Here is a 26,255-nt window from a genome sequence, read left to right as displayed (position 1 = left end):
TCGTGGTGCCGGACGACATCCACGCGATCGCGATCCCCGTGCTCGCGCACCGGCTCGTGCTGACCGCGGAGGCCCAGGCCGCCCGACGGTCGCCGGGGTGGACTACGACCGGGCCGGACGGCTGCAGCGGATCGACTACGGCCTGCACGAGTCGGATGCGAACGCTCCGGCTCCTGGACGGGTCCAGTTCCAGTACTCGGAGCGGTGTGTTCCCTCCGGCGGCTTCGACTGCAGCCCGGGCAAGCTGAACAAGGACAACGCGAAGCAGTGGCCGGACGTGCCGTTCGACCAGATCTGCGCCGCGGGCGCGCGATGCGAGAACCAGTACTCGCCGACGTTCTTCTCGCAGCTGCGGCTCACGAAGATCCTCACCCAGGTGCGCAAGGAGAACGTCGCCGCCGAGTGGCGCGACGTCGACCAGTGGGAGCTGGGTCAGAGCTTCCCTCCGTCCAACGACGGCCTCGACCCGGCACTGTGGCTCGACAGCGTCAAGCACACCGGTCTGGTGGGCGAGGCGAAGTCGTTGCCGGCGACGAAGTTCGAGCGCATCACCATGGCGAACCGGGTGGACGCCGACCAGTACCCGCCGCTGTACCGCGGGCGGATCAAGCGCGTCCAGCACGAAGCCGGAGGCATCACCGAGGTCGAGTACACCGACAAGGACTGCGTTCCCGGCCAGCGCATGCCCACCATCGCGAACGCGCACCTCAACACGCTGAGGTGCTTCCCGTCCTACTGGACGCCGGAAGGAGCTCTGCAGCCGCAGCTGCACTGGTTCCACAAGTACGTGGTGCGCGCGGTGATCGAGGATGACCGGGTTCGTCAGCTGAGCGAACAGACCAAGGTCTACTACGAGTACGAGAGCATCGCGAACGCTCCGCTGTGGCACTACGACGAGAACGACTTCGGTGACCCGAAGTACCGCACGTGGTCGCAGTGGCGTGGCTACAACAAGGTCCGCACGATCACCGGGGACGTCAGCGAGCCGGACCGCCCGGTCACCGAGAAGATCTACCTGCGCGGCATGGACGGCGACACCGTGCCGGGTGGCAAGCGCGACGCCTGGGTCGAGTACGAAGGCGAGCGGATCGAGGACATCGAGCGGCTCAAGGGCGTCGAGTGGAAGACGTTCGTCAAGAACGGCGACGCAGTGCAGTCGAAGACCACGAGTGAACCGTGGATGTCGCAGCCCACCGCGGTGAACGGTGAAGACAAGGCGTTGCTGCTCAACACCAAGACGGTGACGACGGCGACCAGCCTCGGTGGTGACCGGTGGCGGACCAAGCGAGCGAGCACGACGTTCGACGAGGTCCACGGCCGCGCCGTCAACGTCCAGGACGAGGGCGACATCGACGTCACCGGTGACGAACGGTGCACGTCCACCACCTACGCGGCCAACGAAGCCGCGTGGATGTGGAACTACGCCAGCCGGATCGTCACCTATGCCGCGAAGTGCGACGCGCCGATGACGGACGACAACACCATCAGCGACGCGATCTCCGCGTACGACGGGAAGTCGTACGGAGAGGCGCCGACCAAGGGGCTCGTGACCACCGCGTCGCGGTGGAACGGCGAGCGCACGAGCCCGCGTGCGTACCAGGCGGTCACGACCACCGAGTACGACGTGTACGGCCGGGTCAAGAAGACGACCGACCCCGGCCTGGGCGAGACGACCACGGTGAACGAGCCCGCGTTCGGCTTCCCCGTGCGCAAGGCGACCACGACCAACGCCAAGGGCCACGCCACGACCGTCGAGTACGACCCGGCGCTCGGCCTGCCGGTCGCCCAGATCGGTGCGAACGGCGAGCGGATCGACGCGAAGTACGACGCCCTCGGCCGGCTGACCCACACCTGGTTGCCGCACCGCGAGCGGGATCTGAGCGCGAGTGCGATGTACGAGTACATCTACGACGAGTCGACCGCGACCGTCGTGGAGGTCTCGAAGTCGTTGCGCGAGCGGGACCAGGAGTACAACGTCTCGTACAAGATCTACGACGGCCTGCTGCGCGCCCGGCAGACCCAGACGCCGGACGGTGAGCAGAAGGCCGGGGAGCTCGGACGGGTCATCACCGACACGTTCTACGACTCGCGCGGCCTGGTGACCAAGACCAGCAACGCGTTCTTCAACAACCAGGCGCCGGACGGCAAGTTGCTCGTCGTGCTGGACGCGCAGGTGCCCAACCAGGAGTTCACCAAGTACGACAAGCTGTCCCGCCCGGTCAGCGTGGCGTACCACAAGTTCGGCACGCCCCAGTGGAACACGACCACGGTCTACGCGGGCGACCGCGTGCACGTGACGCCGCCGCCGGGACAGGTCCCGACGACCGTCATCACCGACGCGCACGGCCGCGAGATCGAACGGCTCCAGCACGACGGCCTCGGTGCCGACAGCACGAAGTCGAAGTACAACTTCAAGGGCCAGCTGGAGGAGGTCACCGACCCCGCGGGCAACAAGTGGTCGTACGAGTACGACCTGCTGGGTCGCAAGTGGAAGGAGACCGACCCAGACCGCGGCACGAGCACGGTCGAGTACGACAACCTCGACCAGGTCGTGAAGTCGACCGACAGCGAAGGCCGGTCGGTGACCTTCAAGTACGACCAGCTCGGCCGCAAGACCCAGACGTTCTCCGGTGACACCAAGCTCGCCGAATGGGTCTACGACGTCAAGAAGAAGGGCCTGCTCGACTCGACCACCCGGTTCTCCGGAGGCCAGGCGTACGTCCAGCGGATCACGCGGTACGACGCCTACAGCCGCGTCCGCGAGTCCGAGGTCGAGGTCCCCGCCACCGAAGGGGCGCTGGGCGGCCGGACCTACAAGTTCGAGCGCAACTACACGCCGGTCACCGGCGCGCTCCTCTCCACGCTGTCTCCCGCCGCCGGCGGCCTGGCGCAGGAGAGGGTGTCCACCACCTACAACGACCAGGGCGCGCCGATCAAGACCGGTGGCCTGAACACCTACGTCAACGACCACATCTACTCGAAGTTCGGCGAGACGCTGCGTCTCACCCTCGGCGCCGACCAGAGTCCCGACCAGCTGTGGCTGACGAACTACTTCGAGGAGGGCAACCGCCGTCTCGAACAGTCCATCGTGGACCGTTCGCGTGACACCGACTTCCGGATCTCCAACCAGAAGTACTCCTACGACACCGGTGGCAACGTCACGCGGATCGCGGACGAGCCGAGCGACAAGACGGCGTGGGACACCCAGTGCTTCCGCTACGACAACCTGCGCAGGCTGACCAAGGCGTTCACGCCCTCGTCGGGCGACTGTGCGACCGCTGCGGTCGGCGGTGTGGCCCCGTACCAGCAGGAATACGAGTACGACAAGATTGGCAACCGGACGCTGGAGCGCACGACCACGGCATCCGGTGTGGTCAGCCGCAAGTACAACTACGACCCGGTGAACCAGCCGCACGTGGTCCGCTCGGTCGACGAGTCGGGTCCGTCCGGCACCGCCCGTGACGAGTTCGGCTACGACAAGACCGGTAACACCAAGACGCGCAAGGTGATGGGCAACACCCAGACGATCGCCTACGACGTCGAGGGTCGTACGTCGAAGGTGACGGAGGCTTCCGGCAAGGAGTCGTCGTACCTGTACGACGCCGACGGCAGCCGCCTGATCAAGCGCGAACCGGGCCGCACCACGCTCTACCTGCCCGAAGGCATGGAACTGGTCAAGGACGATGCGACCAACCAAGTGTCGGGCAAGCGCTACTACTCGCACGGCGGCAATGTCGTGGCAGTGCGGCACTCGAGTGGCCGACTGTCCTATGAGGTTGGTAACCACCAGGGCACACCGACTGTGTCGGTCAAGGCCGGGGACTTGACGTACCAGCGTCAGTACTTCGACCCGTTCGGCAAACCACGTGGCCCCAACGGCGGCTCTTGGGTTGACGACAAGGGTTTCGTGGGTGGTACCCGAGACGTTTCTGGTCTGACTCACCTGGGTGCTCGCGAGTACGACCCGGCGACCGGCCGGTTCCTGGCCGACGACCCGGTGATGAACACGGCGAACCCGCAGCAGGTCAACGGCTACTCGTACAGCAACAACAACCCGGAGACGTTCAGCGACCCGACAGGCATGTACCTCGAGGGCGGCACCGGCGCCGATGGCCACACCTATGGCATCGACAAAGAACGCAACATCATCGTCGGCAACGACGTCGCCGGCGACGCCTCATACGCGGCCGCCTACCCGACGGCCTACAACAAGCGCAAGAAGGCTCACGCCGCATACAACGCGGCGCAGCAGGCTCGTTATGACGCTGCGGGTGGCAAGGACAAGTACGAGGAGTACTTGCGCGAGGCCAACAACTCGCAGTCGTGGTGGGACGTCATCCTCGCGGAGCTTCCTGACCTGTTGATGGACCTCACGGGCATCAACGACGTCAAGAACTGCTTCACCAGCTTCGACATCCTCGCGTGCGTCAGCCTGGTGCCGTGGGCGAAAGCGTTCAAGCTCGTGCAGGCCGGGGAGCGGATCACCAAGGCGATCATCAAGGCCAACCGGATCATCGACAAAATCAAGGATTTCGGCAGGCGACTGCGCAAGGTCGAGGAGAAGGCCGAAGAAGCCGCCGAGGACGCGACTGAGGCTTTGGGGGCGACGTCGTGCCGGGTCAACAGCTTCATGCCAGGTACACGGGTGTTGATGGCGGACGGCTCGTCGAAACCGATCGAAGAAGTAGAGATCGGTGATCAGGTCCGGTCGGCGAATGAGGTGACAGGCCAATCATCGGCCCAAACCGTGGTGGGTACGATCATCGGCCAGGGCGTGAAACACCTCGTGGAGATCAGCGTCCGCGGCGGCGGTTCTGTGACCGCGACTGACGAACACCCCTTCTGGTTGCCTGATCGCAAGGAATGGGTGTACGCGAAGGATCTGCGTGCGGGCTCAGTGCTGCAGACCTCAGCGGGTACCTGGGTTCAGGTGAAGGCGGTTCGGGCATGGACCTCGGTCGAGCGAGTGAACAACCTGACCGTCGACAGCACGCACACGTATTACGTGCTGGCGGGCGCGATGGCCGTCCTCAACCACAACGAGGGCGGGGTCTGTGATATTGAGTACGGCCCTTACCATCGCCTCGAGAGTTCGTCCCAGAAGGCTGAGGTTGCGGCAATGCAGGAAGCGTCGGGCGAGCTGTGGGGCAGGGTGTCCAGGCATGGGCTTGACCGCCCTGTGGTGCAAGCGTGGGGAGGCCCACTCCCGGAAGGGAGGCGGGGCATCGAGTTCTACACGAACGTCGCGCCTGACCGAGGCGGAATGCCCAATGCTCCGGAGTGGCGTGGCCCTCGTCCAGGAGTGGAAGTGGATGAGGAATTCGCCAAGATTGCAATTCGGCTCACCAAGAACACGCAGAAATAGGATGACTAATGGCAATAGAGCAGGTGGACGAGTCGAGTTGGCCGACTAAGGAGAATTCTCCTCTTCTGATTCTGCCGATGACTCCAGAGGAATTGTCAGAAAAGTTCAACCTGGTTTTCGTGGATGACAGCGATGATCTAGGTGACCTGAAGATTGCGGTAGTGCGAGGTCAAAGGTTCGGTATCGCCGGATTGATCAGACATCAGGACGCGCCGTTTGAGGGGACAACGGTCTACGTCGACTCGGAAGCTGATCTGCGTAGTACTAGCAGTGCTGTGCTGAGCGACTTTGGGCTTGAGGAGTCGGAAGTCAGTTGGATTACAACTGAGCTGCGACGAGAGTAATGAGCTGACCCGGTTGACCAGTTGAACATTTGAGGGTCATCCGACGAAGGCCTGAGGGTCGGACGCGTTCCGCGTGTCCGACCCTCAGGCTGTTCAGGGATCGATCAACGCTTGTGCTGCCTGTGCAGTCCGAGCTGGCGCCGCGAACAGCGGCGACCACCCGGACGCACCGCGCCTTCCACGGCAGCAGCGGTGGAGGCATCACGCCGTGGACGACGCACCGCGCGCATGGCCGCGTTGGCAACGCGTCCGTGCAAAGGCTGACGCAGGCCGGGACGGCGAGCGGCATCGCCGTGCGGGCGCTTGATCGCACGACGCTCAACTCCCGTCACGGGCACCTGCTGCGCACAAAGCGGTGCAGCAGGTGCCCGTGACACTGAGGGTGGTAAGCCGGCACGGCACCGTTTCCGGCACCACGAGTTGTGTTGTCGAGAAGACGCCGGAGTTACTCGGCATGAAGTCACGGTGGTGGACGAGCACCTGTTCCGGAACACCTCCGCCGCCCAGATTCAGGTCATGCCTTGGCGAACGTCTCCGCGAAGATCGGCACCACAGAGGTCAGCTGAGCCTCGGCTGCCGCCTGGGTGAGGCCGAACGCCACCACGAGCGTTATGAGCGTGCCGCGGCCCATCACCGCGTGACACGACCAATCGACCAGGTTGGGATCTCGGTTCGTTATGCAGTACGCGTAGAAGTCGTCGACGCCCTGCGGCTTCGTGAGCGGGATGGTCACCTTGATCTGATCAGCGGGGCGGCTTCCGATGCAAAGCTTGACCCTCGCCCGCACCGACTCCACCAGCGCGGCCGCCGGGCGATCGGACATAGCGTGGACCCGTTGGAACAGATCCAGTTGTCCTGTCCAGACCCGAGTCCGGGCGACTGACACGCCGTCGACACGGATGGGGGAGTCTTCGCAGACGGAGGTGACCATCTCGTTTTCCACGCCGGGATCGCTGTCATTCGCCGGTGTGCTCTGCTTGAACTTGCCGCCGAGGGCGTCGAACGCACCGGGTGAGGCGATCGCTGCCTTGGCGCGCTGGTCCAGTTCTGCCGGAGTCGGCAGCACCGTCGTGGTCGTGGTCGTGGCCGGCGGTGCGGCTGCCGGTTCGCTACCGCAGGCCGTGGTCAGGGCGACCACCACCGTGACGGCAGCACAAATGCGCTTGTTCAACTTGTCCCCCAGGCGTCTCGCGCCCGTAATGGGCGCCGGGGTGAGCTAACCAAACCCTTAGCGGAACAACGCAATCGGGTGCTTGTGAGGCAACGGATCCAGATCGCGGCGCACGTCCAGCCCGGGTGTCGGCCTCAGCAGCGCTCACCTCAGCATCGACACGGGGCCCAGCACCAAATGCGGATGGGCCGGACATGTCGAAACGTGTCCGGCCCATCCGGCAGATCGAGCGGCTCAGCGCTTGGGCTGCCTGCGCAGTCCGAGCTGGCGCCACGAACGACGGCGCCCACCAATGGGCATCGCGCCCTCCGCAGCAGCAGCCGTGGAGGCGTCACGCCGTGGACGACGCACCGCGCGCATGGCCGCACCAGCCACCCGCCCGTGCAACGGCTGGCGCAGGCCGAGACGGCGAGCCGCCACCCCGTGCGCCCGCTTGATCGCGCGACGCTCGACCCCGGTCACGGTCCAGGCCTCGGGGTGCTTCGACAGCCACATGTACCGCCGCACCGAGTACGGCAGGTGCGCGAGGTACACGACCATCGCGACGATCAGCGCCACCAACGGGAACGTGATGATCGCGGCCGCCAAAAGCCCGATCAGGACCAGGAGCGGGGCCACCGCGCGCGGCGGCACCTTCACGGTCTTCACGGACAAAGTCGGGATCCGCGAGACGCACAGCAGTGCGACCACGATCGTCCACGCCGCGACGACGTACGGGGAGTTCCACCATCCGTCGGTGCGGACCTGCTCCTCGATGATCAGGGGCAGCAGCAGCAACAGGCCGCCGGCGGGAGCAGGGACGCCCACGAAGAACTCCTTCGCGAACGGCGGCTGTTCCTTCTCCAGCAACGTGTTGAAGCGGGCCAGGCGGACCACCATGCAGACGGCGAAGATCAGGGCGATGACCCAGCCCGCGCGGTCGCCCTGGAACTTCCAGAGGTAGATCGCGAGGGCCGGCGCTACGCCGAACGAGATGGCGTCGGCCAGCGAGTCCAGCTCCGCGCCCATCTTCGACGTCGCGTCCAGCAGGCGGGCGATGCGGCCGTCGAGACCGTCGAACACGGCCGCTGCCGCGATCGAGGCGATGGCCGCGCCCCACATGCCGATGTTCGCGAAGTGCACTGCGGACAGGCCGGAGCACATCGCGAGGACCGTGATGGCGTTCGGCAGGAGGCGAACGCCGGGCCCGCTGGGAGCCATCAGGCCTCCGGGAGCTCAGCGAGGACGGTCTCCCCGCCGATGGTGCGCTGGCCGGCCTCGACCAGGACGCGGCTGCTGCGCGGCACGTAGAGGTCCACGCGCGAGCCGAAGCGGATCAGGCCGTAGGTCTGGCCGGCGGCGACCTTCTCGCCCTCGGCGACCTCGCACACGATGCGGCGCGCGACCAGGCCGGCGATCTGCACGACCACGAGGTCGATGCCGGACGTGGTGCGCAGCCAGACGGTGTTGCGCTCGTTCTCCTCGGACGCCTTGTCCAGGTCGGCCGAGAGGAACTTGCCGGGGTGGTACGAGACCTGCACGACCTCGCCGTCCGCGGGCACGCGCTGCACGTGCACGTCGAAGACCGAGAGGAAGACGCTCACGCGCGTCATCGGCTGGGTGCCGAGGCCGAGTTCGGCCGGCGGGACGGCGTCGACCACGTGCGAGACGGTGCCGTCGGCCGGGGCCACGGCGAGGTTCGGGCGGGTCGGCGTCACGCGCTTCGGCTCGCGGAAGAACCACGCCACCCATGCCGTGACCAGGCCGAGGACGACGCCGAGGCGCTTGAACCGCAGCCGGACGAGGAGTGTCGCGATCGCCGCACCGGCGACGAACGGGCGGCCCGCCGGGTGCATCGGCGGCACCATGCCGCGGGCGAGTTCGAGGAAGTGGGAGACGGGCTTCTCGCTGCTCATCGTGTCTGTGGGTCCGTAGCTTCCGTGAGTTGTCGGGCGGCATCACGCTACGCCAAGACCTCAAACCGGCCCGCAGGAGAGCCGGAAACGCAAGTGGCCGGTCGACCCGTGCATCCCCCGACGAATGCACGGGCCCACCGGCACCTGCGGGCAGTGTAATCCCCGTCACATGGGGTGAACAACGTCGGTCGGTGAGCGTTCCGTCACAGTCCGTCGACGCCGATGGCCTGCAACCGAACTCGCACTTCAGGGACCTGGTTAGCGTCGCGGACGGCGGGTGCCACCAGATCGTCCGGATAGACCGCAGCTCCGTCGGGCAGCCGGAGCACGAACAGTCCGCCCCAGTTGAGTTCCAGCACGGCGCGGTTAGCGGTGACGAGCTGGTCGGCGACCGCGCACCCCAGCAGTTCCGTCACGGTGTCCACGGCCGCCTCGCGCACCTGCTCGTCGGTCAGCGAGGCGTCGACGGGCCTGCCGGTGAGCCTCAGCAGTTCGCCGCGCTCCAACGCCGCCAGCACGTCGGACAACGACGAGCCGACCTTGCTCACCCGGCCCGCGTGCCGCAAAGCCTCGGCGTACCGGCGCACCTGGGCCGGGCCGCTCAACGGGACGACCTCCTCCCACGTCGTCAACGGCCCCGAAACGCCGAGAAGCCGCGCCGCCGCCGATGCCGAGACGCCGGTGAGCAACGTCCAGCCCGGCTGTTCGTCGATCGGGGCGTCCGAGCTGGTCAGCAAGGCCATCGCGGCCACTCGATCACGGATCGGCGGGTGGCTGTCGAACACCGAGATCGGTTCGAGCTCCGCCAGAACGTTCTCCAGGCGACGCAGCTCGTGCACGCGGCGCGGGTGGTTCAGGTAGGAGCGGAAGCCTTCGAGCAACGGCGGCGTGCGCTCCGCCATGACCGCCAGCGACACGTAGGACGTGAGGTAGTCGGCCCACGCCTCACCCACCGGCCCGATGCGCAGCAACGCCCGGCGAGCCGCATCACGTCCGGCCGCGGCCACGGCCACCTCGTCGGCGAACCGCTCGTGATCGCGGCTCTCGGACGCGGCGACCAACGCGTAGAGGTGCGCCCACGCGCTGAGAAGCCCGAACACGCGGTCCTGGCTGACGGACAGCTGCAGCGCGATCTTCGCCCGATAGGTCATCGCCGAGAGCTGGGTGTGGCCGCCGCCGTAGTGCCCGAGCTCGTGGGCCAGCACCGACCGCAGCTGGCCGACGCTCAGCCCCGCCACGAGCGGCAGCCCGAGCTCCAGGTAACGCACGCCACGGCGTTCCCACACGCTCGCGTTCGCGCCGTCGACCAGCCGGATGTCGTCGGGCGCGCGCGTGCCCGCCACCACCGCGAGCTCGTCGACGTGCCGCCACAGGTCCGGGTGCGTGTCGCGGGCCAGCGGGAACCCGCTCGGCTCCGGCCGCGCGAAGATCGCCCGCACGGTCGCCCACAGCGCCGGGCCACCGATCGCCACCGCGACGACGAGCATCCAGGCGCCGCTCTCGGCGTCGCCGATCGCGAACCGCCAGATCGCGATCGCGGTCAGGCCACCCGCGAGTGCCACCGCGAGCACGAAGAACCCCGCGAGCATCACCAGCGCGAGTGCGGCCCTCATCCCAGCCCTTCTACTGCAGGTGTCTGACGGTGACCTCGGCTCCGGCCGCCAGTTCCGTGACGTCTTCGGGCACCTCGATCAGGCAGTTCGACAGCGCGAGCGCCGACAGCAGGTGCGACCCAGGACCTCCGACCGGCGTCACGACCTGACCGGACGACGGGTCGTACAGGCCGCGCCGGAACTGCGTCTTCCCCTGTGGAGACGTCAGCGGCGAGGACACGGTTGCCCGCGCGGTCGGGCGTTCGACCTGCGTGTGTCCCATCGAGGCGAGCAGCGCGGGACGGACGAACACCTCGAACGACACCTGCGCGCTCACCGGGTTGCCCGGCAGCGTCAGCACCGGCAGGCCCTCGTACGTGCCCGCGCCCTGCGGCCCGCCCGGCTGCATCGCGACCTTGGTGAACCGCACGTCGTGGCTCGCGAACGCGTCCTTGACCACCTCGTACGCACCCGCGCTGACCCCGCCGGACGTCATGATCACGTCGACCGAGCCCAGGTACGGCGCCAGCGCGCGGTGGAACGCGTCCACGTCGTCCGGCACGAACCGCAGCCGCACGGCGATGCCTCCCGCGTCCCGCACGGAGGTCGCGAGCATCATCCCGTTCGACTCGTAGATCTGACCCGGCTGCAACGGCTGGCCGGGCTCGACCAGCTCGGAACCCGTGGAGAGGACCAGCACGCGCGGACGGCGGCGCACCGGGAGCTCCGGCAGGCCGAGCGCGGACGCCAGACCGAGCTGGGCCGGACGCAGCACGGTGCCCGCGAGCAGCACGGGATCGCCCTTGTGGACGTCGTCGCCAGCGGTCCGGATGTTGGTGCCCTCCGAAACGGACCCGTTGATCGTCACGGTCTCGGTGCCGCCGTCGGTCAGCTCGACCTGGATCACCGCGTCCGCTCCGGGCGGCACCGGCGCGCCGGTCATGATCCGGTGAACGGTTCCCGGCTCCAGTTCGTTGATCTCGATGCGGCCCGCGGGGATGTCGTCCGCCACCGGAAGGCTGACCGGGGTCTGCGCGAGATCAGCGGCGCGGACGGCGTACCCGTCCATCGCGGAGTTGTCGAACGGCGGCAGTGACACAGGAGCGATGACGTCGGCGGCGAGCACCAGTCCGAGGCACTCGTCGAGCGGGAGCTGCAGCACGGGCATCAACCCGACGAGCTCGGCGACGCGCTGGCGGTGTTCGGCGACTGTGGTGGGGGACACGACTGCATACTGCCAAGACGCGGTGATCGTGACGATCGCTTGGACCAGTTTTCCCCGGAGGTGTTGTTCGTGCAGGTCCGGACCCGGCACACACCGACGTTCGGCGTGGCGAGACTCGTGCTCGCCCCGGACGAGATGGTGCTGGTCGACCCGTTGACCATGATGGCCACGAGCTTCGGGCTCTCCGTCGAGGTCAAGGGCACGGACACCAAGGCGGTCGCGCTGTGCACGGCGGGCGCGGAGGGCGGCTGGGTCGACGCGGCTCCGACGCTGCCGAGCGACCTGCACCTCGTCGAGCTCGACGGGACGCACGGCTGGTGCGTCGCGCGGCTCGGCTGGATCGCGTCGAGCAGCACCGTGGCGATGAACCCGGAGGCGCCGCCGTTGCAGGCGCTGTTCGGTGGCCTCGAAGGGTTCCTGAACTACGCGCACGGACAGGGCGTCGTCGTCCTCGCCTGTTATGGCGCGCTCGACCTCGTGACGCTGGAAGCGGGCGAGGCCGTGACCATCGCGAGCGATCACGTGATGGCGTTCGCCGACACGGTGCAATGCCGGCTCCGGCCGTCGGTACCCGATGCCGTGCAATCCATTCAGACAGGTGAGGGCCTGGTGTTCGACTTCGCCGGTCCAGGCGCCGTGCTGACCCAGACGCGCGGACCTCGCCGGCTCACCACCTGGTTGCGCGCCAACGGAGTCAGCTCTCGTTCATGACTCCGTAAGGAGGTATCCGGCCGACTTTTCTTCTTTTAGCGTTGCGTTCTGCTTGCGTGATCTGAAGGAGGACGCCTTGGCTCTCGGTACCGTCAAGTGGTTCAACTCCGAAAAGGGATACGGCTTCATCGCAACCGACGGCGGGCCCGACGTGTTCGTGCACTACTCGGCGATCCAGATGGAAGGCTTCCGGACCCTCTCCGAGGGCGACCGGGTGGAGTTCGAGGTGCAGGCCGGACGGGACGGACGCAGCCAGGCGTCGGACGTGCGCCGCGCCGGTTAATGATCGACCTGATCACAGCTTTGGCCAACCCCCGGCAGGTCGATCCGAACGGACGTTAGGCTGCCTCGCGTGTCTGAGGACCTGAGCGGACGGCGGATCGCGCACTACCGGATCGACGGTGTGCTCGGCCGCGGTGGCATGAGCGTGACCTACAAGGCCACCGACGTGAGACTTGGCCGGAAGGTCGCGCTCAAGGTCATCGGTGAGCACCTCGCGCCCGACGCGGAGTTCCGCGAGCGGTTCGTGGACGAGGCGCGCAACACCTCCGCCATCGACCACGCGAACATCGTGCCGCTGTACGACTTCGACGAGGTCGACGGCCTGCTGTACATCGCGATGCGGCTGGTCGACGGCCAGGACCTCTCCGGCCACGTCAAGGAGGGACCGCTCACCCCCGAGCGCACGCTGCGGCTGCTCGCCCAGGTCGCCGAAGCGCTCGACATGCTGCACGGCAAGGGCCTCGTGCACCTCGACGTGAAGCCGGCCAACGTGCTGGTGACCACCAAGGAGGGCGTGCGCGAGCACGTCTACGTCGCCGACTTCGGCCTGACCCGCCGCGGCGCCACCGGCCACCGCACACGAACGGGTGATTTCCTCGGCTCGCCGACGTACGCGGCGCCGGAGCACCTGCGTGGTGAGCCCGTCGACGGCCGCACCGACCAGTACGCGCTCGCCTGCATGCTGTTCGCCTGTCTGAGCGGCCGTCCGCCGTTCCAGGGCGGTGTGCAGGAGGTCATCGCCGGCCACCTCGGCCAGACCGTGCCCGCGCTGTCCCAGCTCGTGGGCCTGCCGCCCGCCATCGACGACGTGATCCGCAAGGGCACCTCGAAGGACCCGTCGCAGCGGTATGCGAGCTGCGCCGAGCTGATCGCCGCCGCGCGCGTCGCTCTCGCCGGGGTCGCGCAGGCCTCGATTCCTGCTCAGGTCGGACCGCAGTCCGGTTCGATTCCGGTGCAGTCGCCGGTGTCCGGGCCGATGCCCGTGCCGCAGGGCCAGTACCAGGGCGGCTACCAGCAGCTCGCCGACCCGGTCCGGCTGCGCCCGCCGAACCAGGTGGGTGTGAGCGCGTTCACGTCGTCGAAGAAGGAGCGCCCGGCGTGGTTCGCGCCGGTCATCGCGGCCGCGGTGGCGATCGTGGTGATCATCATCGTGGTGATCATCCTGTCGCCCGGTGACGAGCCCGCGCGCCAGCCCAAGACGAACTCCTCGCCGACGCTGCAGCTCGACGACGGGTCGACCTCGAAGAAGCCGTTGCCGACGTCTGTGCCGGTGCGCACCTCGCGCTGAGCCGACGGTGCCCGTCACACGGGGTTCGCTTGCACTCGCCGTGCCCGAGTGCTAAACACGAACTAGCACTCGGCTCGGTCGAGTGCCAAAGAAGTGAGCTAGGGCGGTGAGGCTCCTCCGGGGGTCGTCCGTCGCGGGCACCAACCTGGCCACTCGCATCGTGTTCCGCTGTGGGCTCTGCCGGCCCGCAGTGGCCCAGAATCCACAAAGGCGGAGGAACACACCGCAATGGCCAAGATGATTGCGTTCGACGAGGACGCCCGCCGCGGTCTCGAGCGGGGTATGAACACCCTCGCTGACGCCGTCAAGGTGACGCTCGGCCCGAAGGGCCGCAACGTCGTGCTCGAGAAGAAGTGGGGTGCGCCGACGATCACGAACGACGGCGTCTCCATCGCGAAGGAGATCGAGCTCGAGGACCCGTGGGAGAAGATCGGGGCCGAGCTCGTCAAGGAAGTTGCGAAGAAGACGGACGACGTCGCTGGTGACGGCACCACGACCGCGACCGTTCTCGCCCAGGCCCTGGTGCGCGAGGGTCTGCGCAACGTGGCCGCCGGCGCCAACCCGCTCGGCCTCAAGCGCGGCATCGAGCAGGCCGTCGAGGCCATCGCCGAGCAGCTGCTGAAGAACGCCAAGGAGATCGAGACGAAGGAGCAGATCGCTGCTACCGCGTCCATCTCCGCCGCTGACGCCACGATCGGCGAGCTCATCGCCGAGGCGATGGACAAGGTCGGCAAGGAAGGCGTCATCACCGTCGAGGAGAGCAACACCCTCGGTCTCGAGCTCGAGCTCACCGAAGGCATGCGCTTCGACAAGGGCTACATCTCCGGTTACTTCGTGACCGACCCCGAGCGTCAGGAAGCGGTCCTCGAGGACCCGTACATCCTGCTGTTCGGTTCCAAGATCTCCACGGTCAAGGACCTGCTCCCGCTCCTGGAGAAGGTCATGCAGGGCGGCAAGCCGCTGCTGATCATCTCCGAGGACGTCGAGGGCGAGGCCCTGGCGACCCTGGTCGTCAACAAGATCCGTGGCACCTTCAAGTCCGTCGCCGTCAAGGCGCCTGGCTTCGGTGACCGCCGCAAGGCCATCCTCCAGGACATCGCCACCCTCACCGGTGGCCAGGTCATCACCGAGGACGTCGGCCTGAAGCTGGAGAACGCCGACATCTCGCTGCTGGGCAAGGCCCGCAAGGTCGTCGTCACCAAGGACGAGACGACCATCGTCGAGGGCTCGGGCGACGCCGACCAGATCCAGGGTCGCGTCAACCAGATCCGCGCCGAGATCGACAAGTCGGACTCCGACTACGACCGCGAGAAGCTCCAGGAGCGCCTCGCCAAGCTCGCCGGCGGCGTGGCCGTCATCAAGGCGGGCGCGGCCACCGAGGTCGAGCTCAAGGAGCGCAAGCACCGCATCGAGGACGCCGTTCGCAACGCGAAGGCGGCCGTCGAAGAGGGCATCGTCGCCGGTGGTGGCGTTGCGCTGCTGCAGGCTGCCGAGGCTGCCTTCGCGGGTCTGCGTCTCACGGGTGACGAGGCGACCGGTGCCAACATCGTGAAGGTCGCGGTCGAGGCTCCGCTGAAGCAGATCGCCATCAACGCCGGCCTCGAGGGTGGCGTTGTGGTGGAGAAGGTCAAGTCCCTGCCCGCGGGTGAGGGTCTGGACGCCGCCACGGGCGAGTACAAGGACCTGGTCAAGGCCGGCATCATCGACCCGGCCAAGGTCACGCGTTCCGCGCTGCAGAACGCCGCGTCCATCGCCGCGCTGTTCCTGACGACCGAGGCTGTCGTCGCGGACAAGCCGGAGAAGAACGCTGCTCCGGCCGCGCCGGACGCCGGTGGCATGGACTTCTGAGTCCCGCTGCTCGATTGCTCTGAACGGCCCGGTTCGCTTAGGCGAGCCGGGCCGTTCGGCGTTCTCGACCTCACGACGCGGCCGGTAGCGCCCAGGAAGGCCGCCACACCGGGCCGGTGAGCGGCGGCAGTTCCGCGAGGTGCTCGATGATCCCGCGCAGCCGTGGGTGCGGGTTCGTCCTGGGGAGCATCAGGGAGATCGGGTACGCGATTGTCGGTGCTGCTACTGGGATTCGGCGCAGGTTGTGGGCTGCGGGCCAGGTGTAGCGGTCGCGTGAGCCGACAAGCGTGGCGATCTCCGCGGACTCGGCGAGGGTGTCGAGCAGTACTTCGTCGCCGAAGTGGGGGCCTGCCGCGTCCACGCGGAGGTTGAAGGTGGTGACGAGTTCGTCGTAGAAGACCGACCATTCGCTGCGCGGGGCGATGCCCGGTACCCAGATTCGGAAGTCGCGGAGTTGGGCTGGGGTGACTGTTCGGGCGTTGGCCAGGGGGTGGTGGGGGCCCACCAGGAGTTCGGCTGGGGAGTCGAAGGCGTGCAGCATGCGGACGTCTGGCGGTAGGGCGGCTCGGTCGGTCACCGAGCGGAAGGAGGCGTCCACCTTGCCGGTGGCCACTTGGGCGGCTGCTTCTGCCGGGTCGTTCAGGCGGAGGGACACCACGTCCAGGTCGATGCCGGGGTTTGTGCGCCAGTAGTCGTGCAGGACGACGGCTTGGGCGCTGCGCAGGCCGAGTACATCTACGCGCAGGGCCCGCGGCCTCAGTGCTGCTACCGCACGGTCGACGCCTGCCATGACGGTGCGGGCGTGGGGGAGGAACGCCTTGCCGTCCGGGGTCAGTTCCACGCCTCGGGGTGTGCGGGTGAAGAGGCGGACTTCCAGCTCGCGTTCCAGGGCGGCGATTCGCTTCGAGACCGCCTGTTGGGTGATGCCCAGTTCGTCGGCGGCACGTTGTAGCTGGCCCAGTTCGGCTGCTGCTACGAAGGAACGCACTGCTTCGGAGTCCACCTGGGGAGCCTAAGCGGGTACAACGCTTGGTTGTGGCGCGCCCGGAGGTGGTTGTTTGATCTTGCGCTGGGGGCGGCGGTGGGATCGTCGGTGTGGCTTCTGGGTTTCGGTGGCTTTGGGCGGCTTACGCGGTCAGTGCGTATGGGACGTGGCTGGCGTTCGGGGCGTTTTCGTTCGTCGCGGTGCAGGTGTTGCACGTGTCGGCGTTCGAGGTCTCGGTGCTGGAGGCGGCCGGGCCTGCGGTTGCGGCGGTGGTGGCGTTTCCGCTCGGGCCGTGGGTGGAGCGGCGGGCCAAGAGGCCGGTGATGGTGGCGATGGACCTGGTCAGGTTCCTCGCGTTGGTGAGTTTGCCGGTCGCGTACTTCGTTGGGCTGTTGTCGTACGGGCAGTTGCTGGGTGTCTCGGTGGTGTGTGGTGCCGCGAACATTGCGTTCGGTGCTGCGTCTGGTGCGCATCTGAAGCACCTGGTGCCGAGTGAACAGCTTCTGGTGGCTCAGGGGAGGTTCGAGGCCACCAGTTGGTCGGCTACCGCGGTGGGGCCGCCGTTGGGCGGGGCGTTGATCGGGGTGCTGGGGCCGGTTGTCACCGTGTTCGCCGATGCCGTCAGCTACCTGGTGTCGGCGTTCGCGGTTCGGCGCATCCGGGGGAGTGATGTCGCCGCGACCGGCGCTGTGAGACCTGGCCTGTTCGCCGGGTGGAGGGTGATCAGGCGGGATCGGGTGCTGGTGCGGTTGTTCCTGAACTCGATGCTGGTCGGCGGGCTGATCATGGCCACGGCGCCGCTCATGGCGGTGTTGCTGCTCGGGGAGTACGGGTTTCCGGCTTGGCAGTACGGGCTGGCGTTCGGTGTTCCGGCGCTGGGTGGGCTGGTGGGCGCTCGGTTGTCGGCGCGGCTGGTGCAGCGGTTCGGGCGGCAGCGGGTCATGAGTGTGTTCGGGTGGCTGCGGTCGGTGTTTCCGCTCGGGCTCGCGTTTGTTCAGCCTGGTGTGGCCGGGCTCGTCACGGTGATCGTGGTCGAGGGGCTGTTGATCACGTGCATGGGCGTGTTCAACCCGATCTGCGCGACCGAACGCCTGCAGCGAACGCCTGTGGGGCAGGTTGCGCAGGTGCTGAGCACGTGGAGTGTCGGCACCAAGCTCGCGCAGGCCGCGTTGATGGTGGTGTGGGGCGTGCTCGCGACGGTCACGAGTCCGCTTGCCGCGATCACCGTCTCGGGTGTGCTGCTGCTGGGTACGCCACTGTTGCTGCCGAAACCGCCGAAGCCGCCGAAACCCCAGTACCGGCGCGGTACGCCCCCCAAACCAACCCACCGCGCCACGAACAGATGCCGCTAAAGCATGATCGTCGGTGTCACCACTGTCCGGCCGGGTTCGCCGCTCGGGTTCACCAGGTGCACCAGGATCTGCGTGGTGCCCGCCGGGACGTCGGGTAGCACGAAGCGGCCGCCGTCGTCTGCCCTCGTGGTGGAGGACTTGTGGTCTGCCACGCGCACTTCGACCGTGTGCTCGCCGGCCGGTACCAGCCAGCCGTCGATGCGATGGCGTGAACCCGTCGAGGTGAAGTTCACCATCAGGGTGAGGTTGTCGACGGTGAACGTGATCGTGCCGGTCTGGCCGCCGCGCACGCCGGCGAAGGATCCGGCTCGTTCCCACCTGGCGACTTCCACGTCGAGGGATTCGAGGGCTATCGCGAACTTCACGCGGTCCACCAGGTCTGCCGGTGGCGGGTCCAGTTCGTCGACGAGCCTGTTCAACTCGGAGAGGACGGCGGTGTCCTCAAGGCCCCTGCGGTCGTCGCGCGGGTCGGTCTCGTTCACCGCGATCCTCCTTCCGTCTCCAGGTAGTTGCGCAGCAGTGTCAGGCACCGTCCCCTGGTCGGACCGATGCTGCCGTGGGGCATGGCGAGCGCCTCGGCGACTGCCCGGTACTCCGCGCGCCCCGCGAGCACGGTGAGTCGCAGCAGTTCCTGGCACCTCGTGGTGAGGCGGCCGAACGCGAGCCACAGGCGGCGGTCGCGGTCGTCCAACAGCGTCACGTCCTCTGGCAGGCCGGTGTCGGACTCGAGCTGCTCTGCGTATTCGTCGGACAGGTGTGTCTCACGCTTGTTGGGTGTCCAGGTTCGGCGTGCTTCACGCCTCGTTGTGACCACCAGGTAGCCGACCAGGGCTTTTGGCTCGTGGATGTTCTCGATGTTCTTCAGGAACGCGAGCCACACCGTCTGCACGACGTCCTCCGCGACGGCCCTGTCCAGGCCTTGACCACGGGCTACGTGCCACAGCAGTGGGGTCAGCTCGGTCACCAGGACGTCCAGTGCGTCGCGGTTGCCTTCGCGCGCGGCTTCCACACACACCGCGTGCCGTTCGGTGCCTTCAAGTCCGTCCCACGGCGGACGGTCATCCGCCGTGTGCAGCTCGTCCACGCAGCACCTCCGATCGGCCGCCCTTGTCAGCGCCGTCCGCCAACTCATGAAGGGCTAACTGGGCGGTAGATACAAAATTCACTCGATCGGACCAGTATCACCGCCGCAGCCACCTTCATCTTTCCCTGGGTACGCCAGCGGCCCGTGATTCCCCCTCCGGACCACGGGCCGCCATGGGTGGGAGCCCGCGCCAGCCGGCACCCCTCGAACCGGCTGACGCGTGCTCCACGCCTGAACAAAGCGCTTACTCAGAAAGAGCGGAACTCAGGCGAGCAGATACAGCTGAGACGCACGAACTCGTTGCGGCGTTCCCACCTGGCGTTATGGTCTAGACCATGCCGATTCTCGAAGTGATCGCACTGACCGCGAAGGACGCCGAGGCTGCTCAGGAGGGTGGCGCGCACCGGCTCGAGCTGGTCGCGGACATGGCTTCCGACGGCCTCACGCCCTCGGTCGCCACCTTCAAAGAGGTGCAGCAGGCCGTCGACCTCCCGATCCGCGTGATGCTCAGGGATGCCAGGGGTTTCGCGCCCGGCAACCTCAAGCAGCTCCGGCGCCAGGCCTGGGAGCTGCGGGAAGCGGGCGCGACCGAGTTCGTGCTGGGCTTCCTGGACGCCGAGGACGAGATCGACGAAGGGGTCACGCTGAACCTCCTCGCCGAACTGGAGGGGTGCGCGTGGACGTTCCACCGCGCACTCGACAACTCCGCCGACATCTTCCGCTCGTGGGCCGTCGTGCAGACGCTCGGCTGCGACACGGTCCTCGCCGCGGGCAGCGCCAAGGGTGTCGACGACGGCATCGGGAACCTGAAGAAACTCGCGCTCCAGTCACCTCCCGCACTCCTCGTCGGTGGCGGGCTGCAGCAACGCCACGTCGCGGAACTGCTGGCAGCGGGCGTGACGGGCTTCCACGTCGGCAGCGCGGTGCGGCCCGAGGGGTGGGCGGGACCGGTCGCCGCGGCATCAGTTCGGGAATGGGTCAATCGTCTGGTCTAGACCCTTGACGCAGACCGTTCTACAGTCACGTTGCTTCCTGTGAAATGGCTGTTGCAACATGTGCAATGCGGAGGGCGCGATGAGGCTGAAGACACTCGTGGCCGTGCTGGGCGTGGGCGCGGTGGTCGCCTGCGCACCGGTGCAGTCGGGGCCGACCAACTCAGGCACGGACGAGAAGACCGGGCAGCTGCGGGTCTGGCTGTTCGACGAGGTCAACCGCGGGCCCAAGGAAGCGGTGGTGAAGGAGGCGATCACCGAGTTCCAGAGCAAGCACAGCGGCGTGACCGTCGATGTCCAGTACATCCAGGTGGCCAGCCGGGCCGAGCGCTTCAAGGCCGCGTTCAGCGACCAGAAGAGCGCGCCGGACGTCGCCGAGTTCGGCAACACCGACCTCGCGGGCTACGTGTCGGCGGGTGGCTTCTCGGAGCTCGACCTCGGATCTTGGAGCGAGTCCAAGGACCTGGTGCCGACGATCCTCGACACGGCCAAGGTCGACGGCAAGACGTACGGCGTGCCGTGGTTCGTCGGCGTCCGCGCCCTCTACTACCGCACCGACGTCTTCACCGAGCTGGGGCTGAAGCCGCCGTCGACGCTCGACGAGATCGCCACGACGGCTCGTGAGATCCGGCAGAAGAGGCCGGACCTGCTCGGCATCTCCGCGGGCGGCAAGTACCTGTTCGCCGCGTTGCCGTTCATCTGGGCGCAGGGCGGGGACATCGCCAAGCAGGACGGCGGCAAGTACACGGCCACCATCGACAGCGCCGAGGCCAAGGCCGGTGTCGCCAAGTACGCCGAGCTGATCAAGGACGACATCTGCCCGCCGGCCACCTGTGCGGGCAACGGCGGTGACGCGAGCGTCGAGCAGTTCCGGGCGGGCAAGGCCGCGATGACCATCGGTGGCGACTTCAACCGCAAGTCCGTGGACGCGTCGTCCGCAGCCGGCAAGTACGGAGTCGTGCCGCTGCCCGGCAGGACCGCGGGCTCGATCGCACCCGCGTTCGCCGGCGGCAACCTGCTCGGCGTGCTCAAGGGCACGCAGCGCAAGACGCTCGCCAACGAGTTCACGCAGCTGCTCGCGTCGAAGAAGTACCAGCAGAAGATGTACACGGCGATGGGCAACCTGCCGACGTTCAGCGACGTGCAGAAGCAGGTCAGCGACTCCGACAAGTTCCTGGAGCCGTTCACGAAGACCCTGCAGGCCGGCACGAAGTTCGTCCCCGTCACGCCGGCGTGGGCGAAGATCGAGGCGCAGACCGTGGTGCCGACGATGATCCAGGAGGTCGTGACCGGCGCGAAGAACGTCGACACGGCCACCGCCGACGCCGCCAAGACGATGAACGCGGCCTTCACGTCGTGAGCGTGACGTCCAAAGGTCAGGGGCGGACCGCCTTCGCCTACCTGGTCCCAGCGCTGCTGGTCCTCGGAGGCCTGCTGGCCTACCCGATCTACCAGCTGGTGCTCATCTCGCTCTACGACTACGGCCAGGAACAGGTGAGCGGTGGGGCGCCGCTCGTCTTCCTCGGTCTCGGGAACTACCAGAAGCTGTTGGGAGATCAGCAGTTCTGGTCCGTGCTCGGGCAGACCGTCGCGTTCGCGGCGGTCTGCGTGGTCGGCACGTTGCTGGTGGGCGCGTTCCTCGCGATCTTGGCAACGAGGGTGCGCACGTGGGTGCGGATGACGTTGTTCCTGGCGGCGCTCGGCGCGTGGTCCACGCCCGCCGTCGCCGGGTCGACGATCTGGCTCTTCCTGTTCGATGCGAACTTCGGCTTCGTCAACGAGGTCCTCGGCATCGAGGGCTTCTCCTGGACGTTCGACAAGTGGACGGCGTTCGGACTCGTTGCGGCACAAGTAATCTGGTGTTCTTTCCCGTTCGTCCTGGTCACGCTCTACGCGGGCATCAAGGCGATTCCGGGTGAGGTGCTGGAGGCCGCGGCGCTCGACGGCGCGTCGGCGTTCCGCACGGCCTGGAGCGTCACCCTGCCGTTGCTGCGGCCGATCATCCTCGTGGTGACGATCCAGTCGATCATCTGGGACTTCAAGGTGTTCACGCAGATCTACGTCATGACCAACGGCGGTGGCATCGCCGGGCGCAACCTCGTGCTCAACGTCTACGCGTACCAACAGGCGTTCGCGGCGTCGGAGTACGGGCTCGGTGCGGCGATCGGTGTCGTGATGACCGGGCTGCTGCTGGTGATCACGTTGTTCTACCTGCGCGCGCTGCGGCGGTCCGGGGAGGTCCTGTGAGGCGCTGGATCACCGAGGCGTTCGTCCTCGTCATCGCCGCCGTCGTGGCGTTCCCGCTGTTCTGGATGGTGCTTTCAGCCTTCAAGCCGGAGGACGAGATCATCTCGGCCGACCCGGTGCCGTGGACGACCCGGCCGACGCTGGACAGCTTCACGAGAGCGCTCACCGTCGCGAACTTCGGGCGTTACTTCCTGAACAGCTTGATCGTTGCACTGATCGTGGTGGTGCTCAGCATTCTCATCTCGTTCCTGGCCGCCACGGCGTTGACCCGGTTCCGGTTCCGCAGCCGCACGACGTTGCTGATCATGCTGCTGGTCGTGCAGATGGTGCCGGTCGAGGCGTTGACCGTGCCGCTGTTCTTCCTGATGCGGTCGGTCGGCGACTCCGTGCCCGCGTTCGGCCTGAACCACCTCGGGTCGCTCGTACTGGTGCACCTCGCGTTCAGCCTGCCGTTCGCGATCTGGATGCTGCGCGGGTTCGTGGCCGCGGTGCCGGTGGAGCTGGAGGAGGCCGCCACGCTGGACGGCGCCTCCCGGTTCCGGTTCCTCTGGCAAGTGCTCTTTCCTCTGGTGGCGCCCGGTCTTGTCGCCACGAGCGTGCTGTCGTTCATCCACGCCTGGAACGACTTCCTGTTCGCCAAGACGTTCATCATCTCGGCCGTGGAGAACCAGACCCTGCCGCTGGCCCTCCAGGTGTTCGTCAAACCCGACCAGAACGATTGGGGCGCGATCATGGCGGGCTCCACCCTGATGACCATCCCTGTGTTGATCTTCTTCATGTTCGTGCAGCGCCGCCTGGTGTCCGGGCTCGCCGGGGCGGTGAAGGGATGAACCTGCTGCCCCGCCCGGTGTCCTATGTGGACGGCGGAAGGCTTTGTGAGTACAAGGGCTGGGAGACGGTTCTCGTCGACGGCCCCGCTGGTGGCTATCGGCTGCTCTCGTCCGACGACGGCGTGCTGATCGAGGCGCACGACGCGGCCGGTGAGATGAACGCGCTGCAGACGTTGCGGCAGCTGCTGGGAGTTCAGGCCTTCCGGGCCGCGGGGGAGAAACCGGCCGTCATACCCGCGTGCGACATCGTCGACTACCCGCGGTTCGAGTGGCGTGGCGTGATGCTCGACGTGGCGCGGTACTTCCTGCCCAAGCGGGAGGTGCTGCGGTACGTCGAGCTGTTGTCCGTGCACAAGCTCAACGTCCTGCACCTGCACCTGACCGACGACCAGGGCTGGCGGTTCGAGTGCGGGCGCTACCCGTTGCTCACCGAGGTCGGGTCGTGGCGGGAGGACTCGCGGTTCGGCGACCGGCGCACAGCTGGGATGGCCGGTCGTCCGCACGGCGGTTTCTACACGCAGGACGACCTGCGGGAGATCGTCGAGTACGCCCGGCAGCGGCACATCACGGTGATCCCGGAGATCGACATCCCGGGGCATTCGCAGGCGGCCATCGCGGCGTATCCGGAACTCGGCGTGCACGGCGGCGGGGTATGGACGGACTGGGGCGTCAACGAACGCGTGCTGAACACGGACGAGTCCACTGTGGACTTCTACCGGAACGTGTTCGACGAGCTGATGGACGTGTTCCCCGCCGAGATCATCGGGCTCGGCGGCGACGAGGCCCCCGGCCATGACGGCGAGCTAGTGCGCGCGATCGCCCGGCACATCGTGCGGGCCGGCAGGCGGCCGTACGGGTGGGACGAGGTCTTGGAGTCCGGCCCGCTGGTGGAGGGCACGGTCGTCGCGTCATGGCGCGGTGTTGAAGGCGGCATCACGGCGATGCGCGCCGGCCACGACGTGGTGATGTGCCCTGAGCAGCACGTTTATCTGGATTACCGGCAGAGCGAGTCGGTGAACGAGCCGATTCCGGTGGGCACGGTGACCACGCTGGAGGACGTCTACGCGTGGGATCCGGTGCCCGCCGAGCTGACCGGTGAAGAACCTGGCCGGTTGCTGGGGGCGCAGGCGAACATCTGGACCGAGCACCTCGACTCGGCCCGGCGGGTGGACTACGCGGCGTTTCCCCGTCTCGCCGCGTTCGCCGAGGTCGTGTGGTCCCCGGCGGAGAAGGATCCCGGGTTCGTGCGGCGGCTGGCGGAGCACCACCTCCCCAGGCTCGATGCCCTCGGGGTGGAGTACCGGCCCCTCAGCGGTCCCCACCCCTGGCAACGGCTACCTGGAATCCCCGGTTATCCACGGTGATCACATCGCAGCGTCTTCCTCGGGCATGAGGATCCACGCGGCGACGTAGAGGATGGCGCCGGTGCCGAAGCCCAGCAGCGTGGCGGCGACGAGGATGATCCGCAGGAGCGCGGCGTCCACGCCGAGCATCTTGGCGGCACCGCCGCAGACACCGGCGACCATCTTGTCGCTCCGGCTGCGGCGGAGCTTCTTGACCTGGTCAGTGGCTTCGTTGAGCACGTTGTTCGTCATGGCTCAAGAGTCGTCGAATCGAGGGCCCGGCACATCGGTGACCACCCGGAACCCGACCCTGAGTCTCCGCCGCGGTCCCAGGGTCAGTCGAGGCAGAACTCGTTGCCCTCGACGTCCTGCATGTTGAGGCACGACTCGTTGACGCCGTCGGCGAGCAGCAGCTGCCCGCGCACCGCCCCGAGCGGCAGCAGGCGCGCGCACTCGGCCTCGATCGCGGCGAGGCGCTCCGCTCCCACGAGCCCCGTGCCGACCCGCACGTCGAGGTGCACCCGATTCTTGACGATCTTGCCTTCCGGCACGCGCTGGAAGAACAGCCGCGGGCCCACCCCGTTGGGATCGCTGGCGGCGTACCACGAGTCGTCGTCGTGGTCGGCCGGCCCGACGTACCCCAGCACCTCGCACCAGAACTTGCCGACGCGCACGGGTTCCGCGCAGTCGAACGTGACTTGGACCTGCTTGATCGACCCCATGTCGCCACGATAGCGGCGTTACCCTGAGCGGCATGGAGTCCCCTGAGGAACTGGCGTCAGGGCTCGACCGCGCGGGGTACCTGCCGGACGGTGGGATCGCCACGGCGGCGTTCCTGGCGGTCCGGATGGGACGCCCGCTGTTCCTCGAAGGCGAACCCGGCACCGGCAAGACCTCGCTCGCGCTGGCGCTGGCCAAGACGCTCGACGTGCCGTTGATCCGGCTCCAGTGCCACGAGGGCATCGACGCGACGCAGGCGTTGTACGACTGGGACTACCCGCGTCAGCTCATGCACCTGCGGGTGCTGGAGACGCGGGGCGAGGTCGACGAGGCTTCCCTCTACACGCGACGGTTCCTGCTGGCGCGGCCGTTGCTGCAGGCGTTGGAGAACGCGCCGTGCGTGCTGCTGGTGGACGAGATCGACCGGGCGGACGACGAGTTCGAGGCGTTCCTGCTGGAGGTGCTGTCCGAGAACGCCGTGAGCATCCCCGAGTTCGGTGAGATCAGAGCCTCCACACCGCCGCTGACCGTGCTCACGTCGAACCGGACGCGCGAGGTGCACGACGCGTTGAAGCGCCGCTGCCTCTACCACTGGCTGGAGCACCCGTCGTTGGAGCGCGAGGTCGCGATCCTGCGCCGCACCCTGCCCGGCCTCGATGAACGGCTCGCGGTGCAGGTCGCGGAGGCCGTCCAGCAGATGCGCGGCCTTGACCTGCTGAAGCCGCCGGGTGTCGCCGAGTCGCTGGACTGGGCGCGGGCGTTGCAGGCCCTCGGGCGCACCGAACCGGACGTGGCGACGCTCGGCGCGGTGCTGAAGTACCGGGAGGACGCGGATCGCGTGATCGGGAGCACAATCGTGGGGTGACGGAAGCCTGCGTGGGGTTCACGCGCGTCCTGCGGGGCGCCGGGCTTCCGTGCGGGCCTGATCGCGTGCAGGCGTTTCTGCAGGCCTCTGCTCATGTCGATCTCTACTGGGCCGGG

The 26,255-nt window shown here is 67.5% G+C and carries 24 protein-coding genes; 14 read left to right on the top strand and 10 right to left on the bottom strand.

The genetic code is table 11. The features are described 5' to 3' along the window. The 3 genes from ABZX92_RS33810 to ABZX92_RS33800 form a co-directional block, all read left to right on the top strand. Positions 1-248: hypothetical protein (locus ABZX92_RS33810; RefSeq protein ID WP_355568504.1), on the top strand; the 248-nt coding region annotated here is incomplete at its 5' end. Between the two features lie 305 nt (positions 249-553). Continuing rightward, a complete protein-coding gene (locus ABZX92_RS33805) occupies positions 554-5,365 on the top strand; it encodes an RHS repeat-associated core domain-containing protein (protein ID WP_355568507.1) in 4,812 nt (1,603 codons plus the stop codon). Positions 5,366-5,831: 466 nt separating this feature from the next. Continuing rightward, positions 5,832-6,083 carry a hypothetical protein gene (locus ABZX92_RS33800; protein WP_355568501.1) on the top strand — a complete coding sequence of 84 codons (252 nt, stop codon included), beginning with the start codon at positions 5,832-5,834 and terminating at the stop codon, positions 6,081-6,083. 140 nt (positions 6,084-6,223) lie between these two features. Here ABZX92_RS33800 and ABZX92_RS33795 read toward each other — a convergent pair whose 3' ends face one another. The 5 genes from ABZX92_RS33795 to glp all read right to left on the bottom strand — a co-directional run bounded on the left by ABZX92_RS33795 (position 6,224) and on the right by glp (position 11,592). Continuing rightward, entirely contained in the window at positions 6,224-6,775 is a 552-nt protein-coding gene (locus ABZX92_RS33795; RefSeq protein ID WP_355568498.1) for a hypothetical protein, read from the bottom strand. Between the two features lie 339 nt (positions 6,776-7,114). Further along, positions 7,115-8,080 carry a CDP-diacylglycerol--serine O-phosphatidyltransferase gene (gene pssA / locus ABZX92_RS33790; protein ID WP_355568495.1) on the bottom strand — a complete coding sequence of 322 codons (966 nt, stop codon included), beginning with the start codon at positions 8,078-8,080 and terminating at the stop codon, positions 7,115-7,117. Then, positions 8,080-8,775, bottom strand: coding sequence for a phosphatidylserine decarboxylase (locus tag ABZX92_RS33785; RefSeq protein ID WP_355568492.1), 696 nt, complete (start codon positions 8,773-8,775; stop codon positions 8,080-8,082). Before ABZX92_RS33785 ends, pssA begins: the two co-directional genes overlap by 1 nt. Before the next feature lie 203 nt (positions 8,776-8,978). Next, entirely contained in the window at positions 8,979-10,388 is a 1,410-nt protein-coding gene (locus ABZX92_RS33780) for a M48 family metallopeptidase (protein ID WP_355568489.1), read from the bottom strand. Between the two features lie 10 nt (positions 10,389-10,398). Further along, positions 10,399-11,592: a gephyrin-like molybdotransferase Glp gene (glp, locus tag ABZX92_RS33775; protein ID WP_355568487.1), complete on the bottom strand. Its 1,194-nt coding sequence runs from the start codon at positions 11,590-11,592 to the stop codon at positions 10,399-10,401. Positions 11,593-11,661: 69 nt separating this feature from the next. Here glp and ABZX92_RS33770 point away from each other — a divergent pair, with 69 nt between their 5' ends. The 4 genes from ABZX92_RS33770 (at position 11,662) to groL (ending at position 15,721) form a co-directional block, all read left to right on the top strand. Then, positions 11,662-12,303: an AIM24 family protein gene (locus ABZX92_RS33770; protein WP_355568484.1), complete on the top strand. Its 642-nt coding sequence runs from the start codon at positions 11,662-11,664 to the stop codon at positions 12,301-12,303. 76 nt (positions 12,304-12,379) lie between these two features. Continuing rightward, on the top strand, positions 12,380-12,586 hold the full coding sequence (locus ABZX92_RS33765) for a cold-shock protein (RefSeq protein ID WP_030470913.1): 207 nt from the start codon (positions 12,380-12,382) through the stop codon (positions 12,584-12,586). Between the two features lie 69 nt (positions 12,587-12,655). Then, on the top strand, positions 12,656-13,873 hold the full coding sequence (locus ABZX92_RS33760) for a serine/threonine-protein kinase (RefSeq protein ID WP_355568481.1): 1,218 nt from the start codon (positions 12,656-12,658) through the stop codon (positions 13,871-13,873). Between the two features lie 228 nt (positions 13,874-14,101). Next, the gene (gene groL, locus ABZX92_RS33755; protein WP_355568478.1) at positions 14,102-15,721 is read left to right on the top strand and encodes a chaperonin GroEL; all 1,620 of its coding nucleotides are present in this window, start codon (positions 14,102-14,104) and stop codon (positions 15,719-15,721) included. A gap of 70 nt (positions 15,722-15,791) precedes the next feature. On the opposite strand, the gene ABZX92_RS33750 is transcribed toward groL, so the two are convergent. Beyond that, a complete protein-coding gene (locus ABZX92_RS33750) occupies positions 15,792-16,724 on the bottom strand; it encodes a LysR family transcriptional regulator (protein ID WP_355568475.1) in 933 nt (310 codons plus the stop codon). 92 nt (positions 16,725-16,816) lie between these two features. On the opposite strand from ABZX92_RS33750, the gene ABZX92_RS33745 reads away from it, so the two are divergent. Then, positions 16,817-18,058 (top strand): MFS transporter, encoded by a 1,242-nt coding sequence (locus tag ABZX92_RS33745; RefSeq protein WP_355568472.1) that lies wholly within the window; start codon positions 16,817-16,819, stop codon positions 18,056-18,058. Here the strand turns inward: ABZX92_RS33745 and ABZX92_RS33740 are convergent. After that, a complete protein-coding gene (locus ABZX92_RS33740; RefSeq protein WP_355568470.1) occupies positions 18,055-18,540 on the bottom strand; it encodes a carboxypeptidase regulatory-like domain-containing protein in 486 nt (161 codons plus the stop codon). The genes ABZX92_RS33745 and ABZX92_RS33740 overlap by 4 nt on opposite strands. Continuing rightward, the gene (locus ABZX92_RS33735; protein ID WP_355568468.1) at positions 18,537-19,142 is read right to left on the bottom strand and encodes a sigma-70 family RNA polymerase sigma factor; all 606 of its coding nucleotides are present in this window, start codon (positions 19,140-19,142) and stop codon (positions 18,537-18,539) included. The genes ABZX92_RS33740 and ABZX92_RS33735 overlap by 4 nt, the downstream gene beginning before the upstream one ends. Before the next feature lie 335 nt (positions 19,143-19,477). Here ABZX92_RS33735 and ABZX92_RS33730 point away from each other — a divergent pair, with 335 nt between their 5' ends. From ABZX92_RS33730 to ABZX92_RS33710, 5 genes are all read left to right on the top strand, one after another. Continuing rightward, positions 19,478-20,137, top strand: a complete 660-nt coding sequence (locus ABZX92_RS33730) for a copper homeostasis protein CutC (RefSeq protein WP_355568465.1) — start codon at positions 19,478-19,480, stop codon at positions 20,135-20,137. A gap of 79 nt (positions 20,138-20,216) precedes the next feature. Next, positions 20,217-21,494: an extracellular solute-binding protein gene (locus ABZX92_RS33725; RefSeq protein ID WP_355568463.1), complete on the top strand. Its 1,278-nt coding sequence runs from the start codon at positions 20,217-20,219 to the stop codon at positions 21,492-21,494. A 2-nt stretch (positions 21,495-21,496) separates the two neighbouring features. After that, positions 21,497-22,381 carry a sugar ABC transporter permease gene (locus tag ABZX92_RS33720; protein WP_355568457.1) on the top strand — a complete coding sequence of 295 codons (885 nt, stop codon included), beginning with the start codon at positions 21,497-21,499 and terminating at the stop codon, positions 22,379-22,381. Then, positions 22,378-23,211 (top strand): carbohydrate ABC transporter permease, encoded by an 834-nt coding sequence (locus tag ABZX92_RS33715; protein WP_355568454.1) that lies wholly within the window; start codon positions 22,378-22,380, stop codon positions 23,209-23,211. Before ABZX92_RS33720 ends, ABZX92_RS33715 begins: the two co-directional genes overlap by 4 nt. Then, complete coding sequence (locus tag ABZX92_RS33710; RefSeq protein WP_355568452.1) at positions 23,208-24,575, top strand: beta-N-acetylhexosaminidase; 1,368 nt, start codon at positions 23,208-23,210, stop codon at positions 24,573-24,575. The genes ABZX92_RS33715 and ABZX92_RS33710 overlap by 4 nt, the downstream gene beginning before the upstream one ends. Here ABZX92_RS33710 and ABZX92_RS33705 read toward each other — a convergent pair whose 3' ends face one another. Together ABZX92_RS33705 and ABZX92_RS33700 are read right to left on the bottom strand one after the other, a co-directional pair. Continuing rightward, on the bottom strand, positions 24,576-24,806 hold the full coding sequence (locus ABZX92_RS33705) for a PspC domain-containing protein (RefSeq protein WP_355568450.1): 231 nt from the start codon (positions 24,804-24,806) through the stop codon (positions 24,576-24,578). A gap of 83 nt (positions 24,807-24,889) precedes the next feature. Continuing rightward, positions 24,890-25,276 carry a VOC family protein gene (locus ABZX92_RS33700; protein ID WP_355568447.1) on the bottom strand — a complete coding sequence of 129 codons (387 nt, stop codon included), beginning with the start codon at positions 25,274-25,276 and terminating at the stop codon, positions 24,890-24,892. Positions 25,277-25,308: 32 nt separating this feature from the next. Between ABZX92_RS33700 and ABZX92_RS33695 the strand changes: the two genes are divergently transcribed. Beyond that, positions 25,309-26,139 carry a MoxR family ATPase gene (locus ABZX92_RS33695; protein WP_355568444.1) on the top strand — a complete coding sequence of 277 codons (831 nt, stop codon included), beginning with the start codon at positions 25,309-25,311 and terminating at the stop codon, positions 26,137-26,139. Positions 26,140-26,255 lie beyond the last annotated feature (116 nt).

This window comes from Lentzea sp. NPDC006480 (genome assembly GCF_040611995.1).
Taxonomy (GTDB): Bacteria; Actinomycetota; Actinomycetes; order Mycobacteriales; family Pseudonocardiaceae; genus Lentzea.
This window is presented reverse-complemented; position numbering and strand designations above follow the sequence as displayed.